At 56.3% G+C, this 14,569-nt stretch carries 12 protein-coding genes; 8 read left to right on the top strand and 4 right to left on the bottom strand.

Features of this window, described 5'->3' with window-relative positions; translation table 11 throughout:
• The first annotated feature begins 323 nt into the window (after positions 1–323).
• The 7 genes from napF to LH86_RS20615 all read left to right on the top strand — a co-directional run bounded on the left by napF (position 324) and on the right by LH86_RS20615 (position 7,032).
• Complete coding sequence (gene napF / locus LH86_RS20645) at positions 324–815, top strand: ferredoxin-type protein NapF (RefSeq protein ID WP_039305386.1); 492 nt, start codon at positions 324–326, stop codon at positions 813–815.
• Positions 805–1,068 (top strand): chaperone NapD, encoded by a 264-nt coding sequence (gene napD, locus LH86_RS20640; protein WP_039305384.1) that lies wholly within the window; start codon positions 805–807, stop codon positions 1,066–1,068. The genes napF and napD overlap by 11 nt, the downstream gene beginning before the upstream one ends.
• Positions 1,065–3,551, top strand: coding sequence for a nitrate reductase catalytic subunit NapA (napA, locus tag LH86_RS20635; RefSeq protein WP_039305382.1), 2,487 nt, complete (start codon positions 1,065–1,067; stop codon positions 3,549–3,551). The genes napD and napA overlap by 4 nt, the downstream gene beginning before the upstream one ends.
• Before the next feature lie 86 nt (positions 3,552–3,637).
• Positions 3,638–4,087 (top strand): nitrate reductase cytochrome c-type subunit, encoded by a 450-nt coding sequence (gene napB / locus LH86_RS22680; protein WP_039305379.1) that lies wholly within the window; start codon positions 3,638–3,640, stop codon positions 4,085–4,087.
• A gap of 3 nt (positions 4,088–4,090) precedes the next feature.
• Positions 4,091–4,693, top strand: coding sequence for a cytochrome c-type protein NapC (gene napC, locus LH86_RS22675; RefSeq protein WP_039305376.1), 603 nt, complete (start codon positions 4,091–4,093; stop codon positions 4,691–4,693).
• Between the two features lie 576 nt (positions 4,694–5,269).
• Entirely contained in the window at positions 5,270–5,845 is a 576-nt protein-coding gene (nudK, locus tag LH86_RS20620; protein ID WP_039305373.1) for a GDP-mannose pyrophosphatase NudK, read from the top strand.
• 143 nt (positions 5,846–5,988) lie between these two features.
• Positions 5,989–7,032 carry a DUF1176 domain-containing protein gene (locus LH86_RS20615; RefSeq protein ID WP_039305370.1) on the top strand — a complete coding sequence of 348 codons (1,044 nt, stop codon included), beginning with the start codon at positions 5,989–5,991 and terminating at the stop codon, positions 7,030–7,032.
• A 58-nt stretch (positions 7,033–7,090) separates the two neighbouring features.
• Here the strand turns inward: LH86_RS20615 and tkt are convergent, their stop codons facing one another.
• Together tkt and tal are read right to left on the bottom strand one after the other, a co-directional pair.
• Positions 7,091–9,091 (bottom strand): transketolase, encoded by a 2,001-nt coding sequence (gene tkt, locus LH86_RS20610; RefSeq protein WP_039305367.1) that lies wholly within the window; start codon positions 9,089–9,091, stop codon positions 7,091–7,093.
• 18 nt (positions 9,092–9,109) lie between these two features.
• Positions 9,110–10,060 (bottom strand): transaldolase, encoded by a 951-nt coding sequence (gene tal / locus LH86_RS20605; protein WP_039305364.1) that lies wholly within the window; start codon positions 10,058–10,060, stop codon positions 9,110–9,112.
• 256 nt (positions 10,061–10,316) lie between these two features.
• Here tal and maeB point away from each other — a divergent pair, with 256 nt between their 5' ends.
• Positions 10,317–12,596, top strand: coding sequence for an NADP-dependent oxaloacetate-decarboxylating malate dehydrogenase (gene maeB, locus LH86_RS20600; protein WP_008459558.1), 2,280 nt, complete (start codon positions 10,317–10,319; stop codon positions 12,594–12,596).
• A gap of 115 nt (positions 12,597–12,711) precedes the next feature.
• On the opposite strand, the gene hemF is transcribed toward maeB, so the two are convergent.
• Complete coding sequence (gene hemF, locus LH86_RS20595) at positions 12,712–13,617, bottom strand: oxygen-dependent coproporphyrinogen oxidase (RefSeq protein WP_039305361.1); 906 nt, start codon at positions 13,615–13,617, stop codon at positions 12,712–12,714.
• A gap of 5 nt (positions 13,618–13,622) precedes the next feature.
• Entirely contained in the window at positions 13,623–14,495 is an 873-nt protein-coding gene (amiA, locus tag LH86_RS20590) for an N-acetylmuramoyl-L-alanine amidase AmiA (protein WP_039295821.1), read from the bottom strand.
• Between the last annotated feature and the right edge of the window lie 74 nt (positions 14,496–14,569).

Below are 14,569 nucleotides of genomic sequence, written 5' to 3'. Positions count from 1 at the left end.
GGAGCGAAACCTACCAGAATCTGCCTGAGACGCAAACGCCTGACGGTGACTTTTTCGCCCCAGCGCGAAAAATGCTGCCGTATTTAACGCAAGCTTTGCCACAGCATAACGTCTGCCTTAAATCTGCTGATTCCTCCCCGTCACGCCGAAACCGTTCACCTCTTTGATCCGACAACGGCATTTACCCCTTTATGGGGATGCTTTTGTAACCCCTCGTCACATACCTTAAGTGCCGTAAAAACCGCAGAGAATACGCGGATAAAAAGAAAAACGTTTCTACCCGGTGACGACCTGGCCGGGCATTTTGAGCAAGGATCTGCCCAATGGCTAAACTGACCCGTCGCGGCCTGCTGACCGGGGGCTGGCACAGTTCTACTCCCGCCATTCGCCCTCCGTGGAGCGGCGATGAAAACCATTTTCTTCTGGACTGCACGCGCTGCGATAGCTGCGTGAGCGCCTGTCAGAGCCGGGTGCTTCGCCGTGGCCAGGGCGGCTACCCCGAAATCGACTTTAGCCGGGGCGAGTGCACCTTCTGCTATGCGTGCGCGGACGCCTGCCCTCAGCGGCTTTTTGCCCCGCAATCAGCGCAACCCTGGACACTGATTTTACAGCTCGGAAAAACCTGCCTGGCCTGGCATCAGGTGGAATGCCGCAGCTGTGAAGATGCCTGTGAATCACAGGCCATCCGGTTCATCCCCACTCTGCGGGACGTTTCCCGTCCACAGATTTCTTCGTCTGCCTGTCACGGCTGCGGCGCTTGTGTTGCCGGTTGCCCAACGTCAGCCATCACCCTGAGGCCACAAAATGCACACTGACTGGCACGTATGCGGCCTGGTGGTTCAGGCCAGACCTGAACATGTTGCTGCCGTACGCCGAGCGATCAATGCCCTGCCAGGCAGCGAGGTTGCGGTTGACGATATCGACAGCGGCAAACTTGCGGTGGTTATTGAAGCCGCCGAAAGCAACACGCTGCTGGAACAAATTGAGCGGGCACGCAATATCTCCGGCGTGCTGGCGGTGTCGCTGGTTTATCACCAGCAGAATGAACAAGGTGAGGAAGCACCATGAAACTCAGTCGTCGTAGCTTTATGAAAGCGAATGCCGTTGCCGCAGCTGCCGCGGCGGCGGGCCTCAGCGCCCCGGGCGTTGCTCGTGCGGTGGTCGGCAAACCCGATGCCATTAAATGGGACAAAGCTCCGTGCCGCTTCTGCGGTACCGGCTGCGGCGTACTGGTGGGGACCCAAAACGGCCGCGTCGTCGCAAGCCAGGGCGACCCGGAAGCGCCTGTCAACCGAGGGCTGAACTGCATTAAGGGCTACTTCCTGCCAAAGATTATGTACGGAAAAGATCGTCTCACTCAGCCTCTGCTGCGCATGAAGGACGGGCAGTACCACAAAGAGGGTGAGTTCCAGCCAATAAGCTGGGAAAAAGCCTTCGACGTGATGGAAGAGAAATTCAAAGCCACCCTGAAAGAGAAAGGCCCGGACGGCATCGGTATGTTCGGCTCCGGCCAGTGGACGGTGTGGGAAGGCTACGCCGCCGCGAAACTGTTTAAGGCGGGTTTCCGTTCTAACAACATCGATCCGAACGCGCGTCACTGTATGGCGTCTGCCGTCGTGGGCTTTATGCGCACCTTCGGCATGGACGAGCCGATGGGCTGCTATGACGATATCGAGCAGGCGGATGCCTTTGTGCTTTGGGGCTCGAACATGGCGGAGATGCACCCGGTGCTCTGGTCGCGCATCGCTAACCGACGCCTGTCCGATGAAAACGTCAAGGTTGCCGTGCTTTCGACCTTCCAGCACCGCAGTTTTGAGCTGGCTGACAACGGCATGGTTTTCACGCCGCAAAGCGATCTGGCGATCCTGAACTACATCGCCAACTACATCATTCAGAACAATGCGGTGAACGAGTCGTTCTTTAAGCAGCACGTTAACCTCCGCCGCGGCGTGACGGATATTGGCTATGGGCTGCGCCCGACGCACCCGCTGGAAAAGGCCGCGAAGAATCCGGGGTCTGACGCTTCCGAGCCGATGAGTTTCGACGAATACAAAACGTTTGTCGCCGAGTACACCCTGGAGAAAACCGCTGCAATGAGCGGGGTGCCGAAAGATCAGCTTGAAGCGCTCGCGAAGCTCTACGCTGACCCGAATAAGAAAGTGATCTCCTACTGGACGATGGGTTTTAACCAGCACGTGCGCGGCGTCTGGGCGAATAACCTGGTTTACAACCTGCATCTGCTGACCGGCAAAATCTCTCAGCCTGGCTGCGGGCCATTCTCACTGACCGGGCAGCCATCCGCCTGCGGCACCGCGCGTGAAGTGGGCACATTTGCACACCGCTTACCGGCAGACATGGTTGTCACCAACGAAAAACACCGGGCAATCGTCGAAAAAACCTGGCAGCTACCCGCCGGCACCATTCCAGCCAAAGTGGGTTTACACGCAGTGGCGCAGGACAGAGCGCTGAAAGACGGCAAGCTCAACGTGTACTGGGTGATGTGCAACAACAACATGCAGGCCGGGCCGAATATCACCGAAGAGCGTATGCCGGGCTGGCGCGATCCGCGCAACTTCATCATCGTCTCCGATCCTTACCCGACCATCAGCGCGTTAACGGCGGACCTGATCCTGCCGACGGCAATGTGGGTGGAGAAAGAGGGGGCCTACGGTAACGCCGAGCGCCGCACGCAGTTCTGGCGTCAGCAGGTGAGCGCGCCGGGTGAGGCGAAGTCCGATCTCTGGCAGCTGGTGACCTTCGCTAAACGCTTTAAGGTCGAGGATGTCTGGCCCGCTGAGCTTCTCGAGAAAAAACCAGCATACCGGGGCAAAACCCTGTTCGACGTGCTGTTCGCCAGCGACGAAGTGCGTCAATACCCGCTGACCGAGCTGGCAGCGGAGCAGCTAAACGACGAATCCCGCGAGCTGGGCTTCTACCTGCAAAAAGGCCTGTTCGAAGAGTATGCCAGCTTTGGCCGCGGGCACGGGCACGATCTGGCCCCGTTTGACGAGTACCACAAAGCTCGGGGTCTACGCTGGCCGGTGGTCGACGGGAAAGAAACCCAGTGGCGCTACAGCGAAGGCCACGACCCGTACGTTAAGGCCGGGGAAGGCTACAAGTTTTATGGCAAGCCGGACGGAAAAGCGGTGATCTTCGCGCTGCCGTTCGAGCCGGCGGCAGAAGCCCCGGACCAGGATTATGACCTGTGGCTGTCTACCGGGCGTGTGCTTGAGCACTGGCATACCGGCAGCATGACGCGCCGTGTGCCTGAGCTGCATCGTGCCTTCCCTGAGGCCGTCACGTTTGTGCATCCGCTGGATGCCCAGGAGCGCGGTCTGCGCCGTGGCGACAAAGTGAAGGTGATTTCTCGCCGTGGTGAAGTGGTCTCCATAGTCGAAACTCGTGGCCGCAATAAGCCGCCTCGGGGCCTTGTCTACATGCCGTTCTTCGACGCCGCGCAGCTGGTAAATAACCTGACGCTCGATGCCACCGACCCGCTTTCCAAAGAGGCGGATTTCAAGAAGTGCGCCGTAAAGCTGGTGAAGGTGTAACGCGCTATGCCCTTTGGTCGCGGCATAGCTAAGTGTCCGGAGGGTGTTTTCAGAATAACAATTCGATGAAGCCTGGGAGCTAAATCATGAATAACCAAGGCCTGATGAAGGCGTTGTTTCAATGGGGAGCGGTATTCACTCTGGTTGTCAGTGGGGCGCTTTGGGCGGCAAACGGCGTGGATCTCAAGCAAACGCCTGAAGTGTCCGGTACTCCGGAAGGGGCCGTGCTGATGCCAAAGCAACAGCAACGTATGGCGCTGAACTACGTCAACCAGCCGCCGATGATCCCGCACAGCGTGGACGGCTACCAGGTCACGCCGACCAGCAACCGCTGCCTGCAGTGCCACGGCGTTGAAAGCTACCGCACTACGGGGGCGCCGCGCGTCAGCCCAACGCACTTTATGGATAGCGACGGCAAAGTGTTATCGAACGTGGCGCCTCGCCGCTATTTCTGCCTGCAATGCCACGTGCCGCAGGCGGATGTTGCCCCGATTGTTGAAAATACCTTCGAGCCATCCAAAGGGTTTGGGAAATAAGTTATGGACAAATCAACTCGCCAACCTGGCATCATTAAGCGTGTGTGGCTGTGGTGGCGCAGGCCGAGCCGTTTAGCGCTCGGCACGTTGCTGCTGATTGGCTTTGCTGCCGGGATAATTTTTTGGGGCGGTTTCAACACCGGAATGGAAATGTCCAACCGCGAAGAGTTCTGTATCGGCTGCCACGAAATGCGCAATAACGTGTATGAGGAGTACATGGGCACGGTGCATTACAACAACCGCAGCGGCGTGCGCGCCACTTGCCCGGACTGCCATGTACCGCATGAATGGGTGCCGAAAATGATCCGTAAAATTCAGGCCAGCAAGGAGCTGTACGCCAAGGCCTTTGGGCTGATAGACACGCCACAGAAGTTTGACGATCACCGCCTGGCGATGGCGCAAAACGAGTGGCGGCGGATGAAAAACAACAACTCCCAGGAGTGTCGAAACTGCCATAACTTCGACTATATGGATTTCACCGCGCAGAAAACCGTGGCGGCCAAAATGCACGATGAGGCGATCAAAGACGGAAAAACCTGTATTGATTGCCATAAAGGGATAGCGCATAAGCTGCCGGATATGCGAGAGGTTGAGGCGGGGTTTTGAGAAAACTGAGGCGATTTAAGCCGGAACGGTGCCTTGCTTTATGTTCAGCACTGGTTTAAACCGCAACATCGCTGCTATTTTTTTACCCTCACCCTAACCCTCTCCCTGGAAGGGAGAGGGAATAAACAATGTTTCCCGCAGCTTTTGTTTTCTCCCTCTCCCCTTTGGGGAGAGGGCTGGGGTGAGGGGAAGATGTGTTCCCGGCTCTCAGCGCCCCCGGTTATGACCCAACTCAGGCGGGGTTGAGCTGTCGGGAACAGCGAAAGAGAGCGATCGTCGGGAACGAATCGCGAACGACCCCGAATGTTTGGGTGATAGCCGGTGGGTTTACCGCTTCAGCGGCTATGAGTTCGCCGGGCGCCGGGGGTTGTCAGGGGGCATGGCGTAATGCCACCTGGCACGTTCACTATTTACGGAAGTGACAGATATAAATGATGCCACGGTGAAAGGAAAAACTGCGAACTAATATATTCCTTCTCGTTTCAACACCTATACAAAAACACACCTAACGCCACGCGACAACGCCCACAGAACGGCATATGATTATCGGCTCCCTTACCGCTATGTGGAGACCGCATGTCGTTACGTATTGAAGTCATCAAAGATAAAATCCTGTCTGATAACTACTTCATCCTGCGCAATATTACCTATGACCTGTCTCGTAACGGGGCTGAAAGCGTTCGTCATAAGCGCGAGGTTTATGACCGGGGCAACGGCGCAACTATCCTGCTTTATAACCTTGATAAAAAAACCGTAGTGCTTACACGCCAGTTCCGCGTCGCAACCTGGGTTAACGGGAATGAAGATGGCATGCTGATAGAAGCCTGCGCCGGGCTGCTGGATGCCGACGAGCCGGAAGTCTGCGCCCGCAAGGAGGCCATGGAAGAAACGGGCTTTCAGGTGGGAGAAGTTGAGAAAGTCTTTGAGCTGTATATGTCTCCCGGCGGCGTGACCGAAATCGTCTATTTCTATCTGGCAGAATACAGTGACTCTCAGCGAGAAGGGGCCGGCGGCGGCGTGGAAGATGAAGACATCGACGTGCTGGAAATCCCTTTCAGCCAGGCGATGGCGATGGTGAAGAACGGTGAAATTCGCGATGGTAAGACCGTGATACTGCTGCAACAGCTACAGTTACGCAATGTTATGGGGTAAAACTCCATAAAATCAGGTTATTGAGATTTTTAATATTGCGATAAAGCTATCCGACAAATCCGATTGAGCAGGTTGACTCGTGAGCTGAAGATACGTCGCACCATCGTGTGTTTTTCACGCTTCGCATCTTAGGGCAGCCTTCAATGTTCTATCGGATATCCTCCTTGCTTATGCTTGCATTGCTGGTAGCAAATGCTGCATTTGCCGCACCGGCGCAAAAGCAGTTTTCCGACTGGCAGGTGACCTGCAATAACCAGAACTTTTGCAGCACCCGTAATACCGGGACGCATCAGGGATTGGTGATGACGATTACCCGGGGTGCCGGGGCCCGCACTGACGCCAGTTTGCGCATCGACCTGGGGAATATGGAGAGTGCGGACGTTAAAGTCTCGCCTGTAGCACCGAGGCTGCGGCTCGACGACGCGCCACTTGCTATTCAGCCCAGTGAGTGGAAAGTGTCGCCTCATCATTTGATGACCAATAATCCGGCAGCGATTAATGGCCTGCTGGACGCTATTATGAACGGCAATAAAATTACGCTTGCCGACGGCATGGGCATCATTTCGCTCAGCGGGCTCAAAGCGGCGCTGCTGTTTATCGACAGCCAGCAAAAGCGTATTGGCAGCGAAACCGCATGGATTAAAAAAGGCGACGGGCCTCCGCTCAGCGTGCCTCCGGCTCCACCGCTCAAAGAAGTGGCTGCAGCAACGGCCGCATCAACGCCGCTTTCACACGACGAACTAAACGATCTGCTGGATTACGGCACATGGCGGATGAATAACAGCCAGTGTTCACTCGATCCGCAGCGCCGGGAAGTGCGCGTTTTCCCTCTGACCGACGACAAAGCGCTGATGCTGACCAGCTGCGAGGCGGGAGCCTATAACGTGGTTTATCTGGCCTGGGTTATCTCCCGACAAAAACCGTTTGTCGCCAGGACGATTCACCTGCGGTTACCCTTTATGCCGGACGGCGGCAGCACCGAACTGGAGCTAATGAACGCGGGATTTGATGAGCACGATAAAGTGTTAACCACCCTGGCGAAAGGGCGTGGGCTTGCCGATTGCGGGGTGGCCACGCGCTGGCGCTTTGACGGGCAGCGTTTTCGACTGGTTCGCTATGCGGAAGAGCCCGCCTGTGATGGCTGGCATAAAGCGGGCGGCTGGCCGACGCTGTGGGTCACCAAATAGGTTGGCTCATTGAAAAAAGAAAACCCTCTCCCGGAAGGAGAGGGCTGGCAGAGTAAGGCTATTTCTTGCCGAGTGATTTTTTCGCCGTGGCTACGATGTTTTCTACCGTAAAGCCAAAGAACGGGAACAGCTTCCCGGCAGGGGCGGATTCGCCGAAGGTTGTCATACCTACAATCCCGCCTTTGAGACCGACGTATTTGTACCAGTAATCGGCAATACCGGCCTCTACCGCAACGCGGGCACGGACGGCATAAGGCAGAACGGATTCCTGATACGCCTCATCCTGAGAATCGAAAACGTCGGTGGATGGCATCGACACGACGCGCACCTTATGCCCTTCTTTGCTCAATGCGGCCGCGGCTTCGACGGTAATTTCAATCTCAGAACCTGTGGCAATCAGAATGAGATCGGGTTTGCCGTCGCTGTCCTTCAGAATATACCCGCCGCGACTGATAGCTTTCAGTTGCTCAGGTGTGCGGTCCATCTGCGCAAGATTCTGGCGGGACAGGATCAGCGCAGTTGGGCCGGTCTGGCGCTCTAGCGCGGATTTCCAGGCCACTGCGGCCTCAACCTGATCGCAAGGGCGCCATGTGCTGAAGTTTGGCGTCAGCCGCAGGCTGGCTAACTGTTCGACGGCCTGGTGAGTTGGGCCATCTTCCCCAAGGCCGATGGAGTCATGGGTATAAACCATGATCTGCCGGGCTTTCATCAACGCCGCCATACGTGCCGCATTACGGGCGTACTCCACAAACATCAGGAAGGTGGCGGTGTAAGGGATAAAACCGCCGTGCAGCGCGATGCCGTTGGCAATGGCGGTCATGCCGAATTCGCGTACGCCGTAGTGGATATAATTCCCGGCGGTGTCCTCTTTAATCGACTTCGAGCCTTTCCAGATGGTCAGGTTACTTGGGGCCAGGTCGGCGGAGCCGCCAAGCAGTTCCGGCAGCGACGGGCCGAAGGCGTTAAGGGCATTCTGCGAAGCTTTACGGGTCGCGATTTTGTCCGGATTCGCCTGCAGTTGTTCAATGTAGCTTTGGGCCGTTTTCTGCCAGCTATCCGGCAGTTTACCTTCCGTACGGCGTTTAAATTCGGCGCTCAGGGTAGGGTGAGCCTTTGCGTAAGCGGCAAACTTCTCTTTCCAGGCGGCTTCGGCTTTTTCACCCGCTTCTTTAGCATTCCAGGCTTGATAAACGTCTTTAGGAATTTCAAACGGCGGGTATTTCCAGCCAAGCTGCTTGCGGGCCAGGGCGACTTCTTCTTCACCCAGCGGCGCGCCGTGAGCCTCTTCTTTGCCCGCTTTGTTTGGCGAACCAAAACCGATGACGGTGCGGCAGATGATGAGGGACGGTTTGTCCTTCACGCTCTGGGCTTCTTTGATGGCTTTTTTTAGCGCTGCCGGATCGTGGCCGTCAATCTCATGGATCACGTGCCAGTGATAGGCCTCGAAGCGTTTGGCCGTGTCGTCGGTAAACCAGCCGTCGGTTTCCCCGTCGATGGAAATCCCGTTGTGATCATAGAAGCCAATTAGTTTGCCCAGGCCCAGCGTACCGGCGAGGGAGGAGACTTCGTGGGAAATCCCCTCCATCAGGCAGCCGTCGCCCATAAACACGTAAGTATAGTGGTCAACGATGTCATGGCCCGGCTGGTTAAATTGCGCGGCCAGCGTGCGCTCGGCAATCGCCATCCCCACGGCGTTGGCTAACCCCTGACCCAGCGGGCCGGTGGTGGTTTCCACGCCAGGGGTATAGCCCACTTCCGGGTGGCCGGGCGTTTTGGAGTGAAGCTGGCGGAAGTTTTTCAACTCCTCCAGCGGCAGGTCATAGCCGCTCAGGTGCAGCAGGCTGTAAAGCAGCATCGACGCATGGCCGTTCGACAGCACGAAGCGGTCACGGTTGGCCCAGTGCGGGTTAGACGGGTTATGGCTGAGGAAGTCATTCCACAGCACCTCGGCGATATCGGCCATGCCCATGGGGGCTCCGGGGTGGCCGGAATTGGCTTTCTGGACCGCATCCATACTGAGGGCGCGAATGGCGTTGGCAAGCTCTTTACGTGATGACATGTTTCACTCCAGGTCTTGTTAAAGTTTGGCGGCGAGCAGGTCTTCCAGTTTGCGTTGATCTATCGCGAACAGGCGGATCCCTTCGGCCAGTTTCTCCACGGCCATAGCATCCTGGCTATGTTCCCAACGGAATTCTGCTTCGCTCATTGGTGCCGGGCGGCGGAAGCCCTGTGAGAATGGGATCAGTTTACGGACAACCTCTTCTTCGCTGTCCTGCAACTGTTGCAGCAGATTTGGGGCGATGGTCAGTCGGTCGCAGCCCGCCAGCGCGAGGATTTGTTCCTTACGACGGAAGCTGGCGCCCATCACGATGGTTTCATAGTTATGTTGCTTGAAGTAGTCGTAGATATTGCGCACGGATTTCACGCCAGGATCCTCTTCAACGATATACGGATCCATCGGTTTACGTGCCTGATACCAGTCGTAAATACGGCCTACGAACGGGGAAATCAGGAAGACGCCTGCTTCCGCGCAGGCGCGCGCCTGAGCAAAAGAGAACAGCAATGTCAGGTTGCAGTTGATACCTTCTTTTTGCAGCTCTTCCGCCGCGCGGATGCCTTCCCAGGTTGACGCCAGCTTGATGAGAATGCGCGACTTATCGATTCCCTGTTCGGCGTACAGTTCCACCAGGCGACGAGCCTTGCTGATGCTCTTTTCTTTGTCGTAGGAGAGACGTGCATCCACTTCGGTGGACACGCGCCCCGGAATGCTTTTCAGAATTTCCGTACCGACGTTGACCGCCAGTTTGTCACTGGCTTCGGCCACTATCTGTTCTCTGCTGCCGCCTCGCCGTTTGCCGTAGGCCAGGGCGTCATCAATCAGCGGCTGATATTGCTCAAGCCCTGCGGCTTTCAACAACAGTGAAGGGTTAGTGGTGGCGTCTTCAGGCTGGTAGTGGCGAATAGAGTCGATATCACCGCTGTCGGCAACCACGGTGGTGTACTGTTTAATACTGTCTAACTGATTCATTACTATCTCCTTGAAAAAGCAACGTCTTACCTGAGCGTTCCGTGTCGCTCGCCGTGAAAATTTACGCTTTGCATAACCCAAAAGCATAGCAGATGGGGGCGATGACGGGGCAGCAGCTTACATTGGTTCTATAGTTAGCTAACAATAATCACGCCTAATCTTAATAGTATGGCTACCTTCAAAGTTTGCGAAACGTGCCCGCGTGATACTAGGTGGCTGACGTAACAATAAAGAAGACCCAAAAAGGAACGATGCAATGGATGAACAACTGAAGCAAAGTGCCCTCGATTTCCATGAGTTTCCAATTCCGGGGAAAATCCAGGTTTCTCCGACCAAACCCCTTGCTACCCAGCGCGACCTGGCGCTGGCGTATTCGCCGGGCGTAGCGGCACCTTGTCTTGAAATTGAAAAGGACCCGCTCGCCGCCTACAAATACACCGCTCGCGGGAACCTTGTGGGCGTGGTTTCTAACGGCACAGCGGTACTCGGGCTAGGCAATATCGGCGCGCTGGCGGGTAAGCCAGTGATGGAAGGTAAGGGCGTCCTGTTTAAAAAATTCGCCGGTATCGACGTCTTCGACATCGAAATTGATGAGATGGATCCGGACAAGCTTATCGACGTGGTTGCCGCGCTGGAACCCACTTTCGGCGGCATTAACCTGGAAGACATCAAGGCACCGGAGTGTTTCTACATCGAGCAGAAGCTGCGCGAGCGCATGAACATTCCTGTGTTCCACGACGACCAGCACGGCACCGCGATTATTTGTACCGCTGCGGTGCTGAACGGCCTGCGCGTGGTTGAAAAAAACATTACCGATGTACGGCTGGTAGTGTCCGGCGCGGGGGCTTCGGCAATCGCCTGTATGAACCTGCTGGTCGCGCTGGGGATGCAAAAACACAACATCGTGGTTTGTGACTCGAAGGGCGTTATCTATAAAGGCCGCGAAGAGAACATGGCCGAAACCAAAGCCGCCTATGCCGTCGAGGACAGCGGCAAGCGGACGCTGGACGACGTGATTGAAGGCGCGGACATTTTCCTTGGCTGTTCCGGCCCGAAAGTGCTAACCCAGGAGATGGTGAAGAAGATGGGCAAAGCACCGCTGATTCTGGCGCTGGCTAACCCTGAGCCGGAAATTCTGCCGCCGCTGGCGAAAGAAGTGCGTCCGGAAGCCATTATCTGTACCGGTCGTTCGGACTACCCGAACCAGGTGAACAACGTGCTGTGCTTCCCGTTTATTTTCCGTGGCGCGCTGGACGTGGGCGCGACGGCGATTAACGAAGAGATGAAGCTGGCGGCGGTGCATGCGATAGCCGAACTGGCTCATGCCGAACAAAGCGACGTGGTGGCCTCCGCCTACGGCGAGCAGGAACTGACGTTCGGTCCGGAATACATTATTCCTAAGCCATTTGACCCGCGCCTGATCGTGAAAATTGCCCCTGCGGTAGCCAAAGCAGCGATGGACTCCGGCGTGGCCACGCGCCCGATTCAGGATTTCAATGCTTACAGCGAGAAACTGGAAGAGTTTGTCTACAAAACCAACCTGTTTATGAAGCCTATCTTCTCCCAGGCGCGCAAAGAGCCGAAGCGCGTGGTGTTAAGTGAAGGGGAGGAGGCTCGTGTGCTACATGCCACGCAGGAGCTGATCACTTTGGGACTGGCGAAGCCTATCCTGATTGGTCGCCCAAGCGTTATCGAAATGCGTATCAAAAAGCTGGGTCTGCAAATTCAGCCGGGCAAAGATTTTGAGATCGTGAATAACGAATCCGATCCGCGTTTCAAAGAGTACTGGCACGAGTACTACAACATCATGAAGCGCCGTGGGATCACTCAGGAGCAGGCGCAGCGGGCGGTGATCAGCAACACGACTGTGATCGGGGCGATCATGGTGCATCGCGGTGAAGCCGATGCGCTGATTTGCGGGACAATCGGCGAATATCACGAGCACTTTGACGTGGTAGAGAAGCTGTTTGGCTACCGCGAAGGCGTCAAGGCTGCCGGGGCGATGAATGCGCTGCTGCTGCCGAGCGGCAACACCTTTATTGCGGATACCTATGTCAACGATGACCCAACGCCGGAAGAGCTGACGGAAATCACCCTGCTGGCGGCGGAAACGGTGCGCCGCTTCGGCATTGAGCCGAAAGTCGCGCTGCTGTCCCACTCCAACTACGGTTCTTCCAACAGCAAAGCGGCCTGCAAAATGCGCAAAACGCTGGATCTGGTGCGCGAGCGAGCGCCTGACCTGGAAATTGACGGGGAGATGCACGGAGACGCCGCGCTGGTCGAAAGCATTCGTCATGAGCGTATGCCGGACAGCCCGCTGAAAGGCTCTGCCAACATCCTGATCATGCCGAACGTTGAGGCGGCGCGTATTAGCTACAACCTGCTGCGCGTGTCGAGTTCTGAAGGGGTGACCGTTGGGCCAGTGCTAATGGGCGTGGCGAAGCCGGTTCACGTGTTGACGCCGATTGCTTCGGTGCGCCGCATTGTGAATATGGTGGCGCTGGCGGTTGTGGAGGCGCAAACCGCACCGCTGTGATTGAACTCCCCCTCTCCCCAACGGGGCGAGGGGGAAAACAACAAACAGAACGGTACGATATCTGTTCCCTCTCCCTTTTAGGGAGAGGGTTAGGGTGAGGGTAAAAACTCGAAAGCTACACCCACTCCTTCACCGGCAGGAAATCACGATACAGGGCAGCCTCCGGGCTGCCTTCTTCTGGCTGATAGTCATACTCCCAGCGCACCAGCGGCGGCATCGACATTAAAATCGATTCGGTTCGTCCGCCAGTTTGCAGACCAAACAGCGTGCCGCGATCCCACACCAGATTAAATTCTACGTAGCGCCCACGGCGGTAAAGCTGGAAGTCACGCTCGCGCTCGCCGAACGGGATATCTTTGCGGCGTTCAACAATCGGCAGATACGCGTCCAGATATCCTTGCCCAACGGCCTGAATAAAGCGGAAACCGTAGTCAAAGTCTGGCTTGTTCAGATCGTCGAAGAACAGCCCGCCGATACCGCGCTGCTCGTTGCGGTGTTTGATAAAGAAGTAGTCGTCACACCACTTTTTATAACGCGGGAAAACGTCGTCACCAAACGGCTGACACAGGTCGCGCGCCGTGCGATGCCAGTGCACCGCATCCTCTTCAAAACCATAGTAAGGCGTTAAGTCGAAACCGCCGCCAAACCACCAGACCGGATCGGCACCTGGTTTTTCGGCAATAAAGAAGCGCACATTGGCATGGCTGGTCGGCACATAAGGGTTGTTCGGGTGTACCACCAGCGAAACGCCCATCGCCTGAAAACTTCTGCCCGCCAGTTCCGGGCGGTGGGCCGTGGCCGATGCCGGCATGGCGTCGCCGTGAACGTGAGAAAAGTTAACGCCAGCCTGTTCGAACACTGCCCCGCCGCGCAAAACCCGACTACGCCCGCCGCCTCCGCCTTCTCGCTGCCAGTTGTCTTCCTGGAAGACGGCGCCATCAAGGGCGGAAAGCTGCTGGCATATCGTGTCCTGCAGGGAGAGCAGGAACTGTTTTACGGCGTGGATATCGGGCTCAGTCATAAAAATTAACGCTTCTTACCGTGGACTTTATGGTTATCAAACCAGTTGAAATAGCTCATCACGCCGGAGGCAATGGCGGTGGCAATTTTCTGGCGGAAGGCGGTGGTGCCGAGCAGCTTTTCTTCGCCCGGGTTGGTGATGAACGACGTTTCAACCAGCACGGACGGAATAGACGGCGACTTCAGCACCACGAAGGCTGCCTGTTCGGTGTTGCGGCTGTGCAGCTTATGCACCGGCTTAATCTGTTTCAGAATATGCGAGCCGAGCGTCAGGCTGTTTTTAATCGTGTCGGTCTGCACCAGATCAAACAGCACCTGCTGCAGGTAGTGATCTTTGTCTTTCACTTTGCTGCCCGCTACGTCATCCGCGGCGTTCTCTCGGTCTGAAAGATATTTCGCCATGGCGCTACTTGCGCCGCGGTTAGACAGGGCGAATACCGAAGCGCCTGCGGCGGTTGGGCTGGTGAAGCCATCCGCGTGGATCGACATAAACAGATCCGCGCCGTGCTGGTGGGCGATTTCAACGCGGTCGTACAGCGGAATAAATTCGTCCGTGGTGCGGGTCAGCCTTGCGTCGATTCCGTTGCTGCGCAGGATACTGCGTACGTTTTTGGCGATGGCTAGCACCACGTGTTTTTCTTTCGACCCGTTGTGGCCGATAGCGCCGGTATCAATTCCGCCGTGGCCCGGATCGAGCATAACAATACGCTTTGCCCCGGATTTTTTAGCCACTTTACTGTGGGAATTGGTGGTTTTTAGCGATTTGGCTTCTTCCTTTGCCAGCGCTTTGTTCATACCGGTTAGCGTCAACGCTGCTAAACCCGTGAGCAGGACCTGGCGGCGCGTCGTAAGTTGCGTTAGCGATTTAATTTTGCTCATGCGGATGAATTATTTATCTTATGGAGTCCAGATGGGAAGTTATAACGTATCGGCATCATGCAAACGACACTCTG

Source organism: Cedecea neteri, assembly GCF_000758325.1.
In the GTDB taxonomy this organism is placed as follows: domain Bacteria; phylum Pseudomonadota; class Gammaproteobacteria; order Enterobacterales; family Enterobacteriaceae; genus Cedecea; species Cedecea neteri_B.
Note: the sequence above shows the minus strand (reverse complement) of the source record. Positions and strands in the feature narration are given on the sequence as shown.

Excerpts from the sequence above, each read along its gene's own strand:
- napF (WP_039305386.1), top strand. The coding sequence starts at position 324 with ATGGCTAAACTGACCCGTCGCGGCCTGCTGACCGGGGGCTGGCACAGT.
- napD (WP_039305384.1), top strand. The coding sequence starts at position 805 with ATGCACACTGACTGGCACGTATGCGGCCTGGTGGTTCAGGCCAGACCT.
- napA (WP_039305382.1), top strand. The coding sequence starts at position 1,065 with ATGAAACTCAGTCGTCGTAGCTTTATGAAAGCGAATGCCGTTGCCGCA.
- napB (WP_039305379.1), top strand. The coding sequence starts at position 3,638 with ATGAATAACCAAGGCCTGATGAAGGCGTTGTTTCAATGGGGAGCGGTA.
- napC (WP_039305376.1), top strand. The coding sequence starts at position 4,091 with ATGGACAAATCAACTCGCCAACCTGGCATCATTAAGCGTGTGTGGCTG.
- nudK (WP_039305373.1), top strand. The coding sequence starts at position 5,270 with ATGTCGTTACGTATTGAAGTCATCAAAGATAAAATCCTGTCTGATAAC.
- LH86_RS20615 (WP_039305370.1), top strand. The coding sequence starts at position 5,989 with ATGTTCTATCGGATATCCTCCTTGCTTATGCTTGCATTGCTGGTAGCA.
- tkt (WP_039305367.1), bottom strand. The coding sequence starts at position 9,091 with ATGTCATCACGTAAAGAGCTTGCCAACGCCATTCGCGCCCTCAGTATG.
- tal (WP_039305364.1), bottom strand. The coding sequence starts at position 10,060 with ATGAATCAGTTAGACAGTATTAAACAGTACACCACCGTGGTTGCCGAC.
- maeB (WP_008459558.1), top strand. The coding sequence starts at position 10,317 with ATGGATGAACAACTGAAGCAAAGTGCCCTCGATTTCCATGAGTTTCCA.
- hemF (WP_039305361.1), bottom strand. The coding sequence starts at position 13,617 with ATGACTGAGCCCGATATCCACGCCGTAAAACAGTTCCTGCTCTCCCTG.
- amiA (WP_039295821.1), bottom strand. The coding sequence starts at position 14,495 with ATGAGCAAAATTAAATCGCTAACGCAACTTACGACGCGCCGCCAGGTC.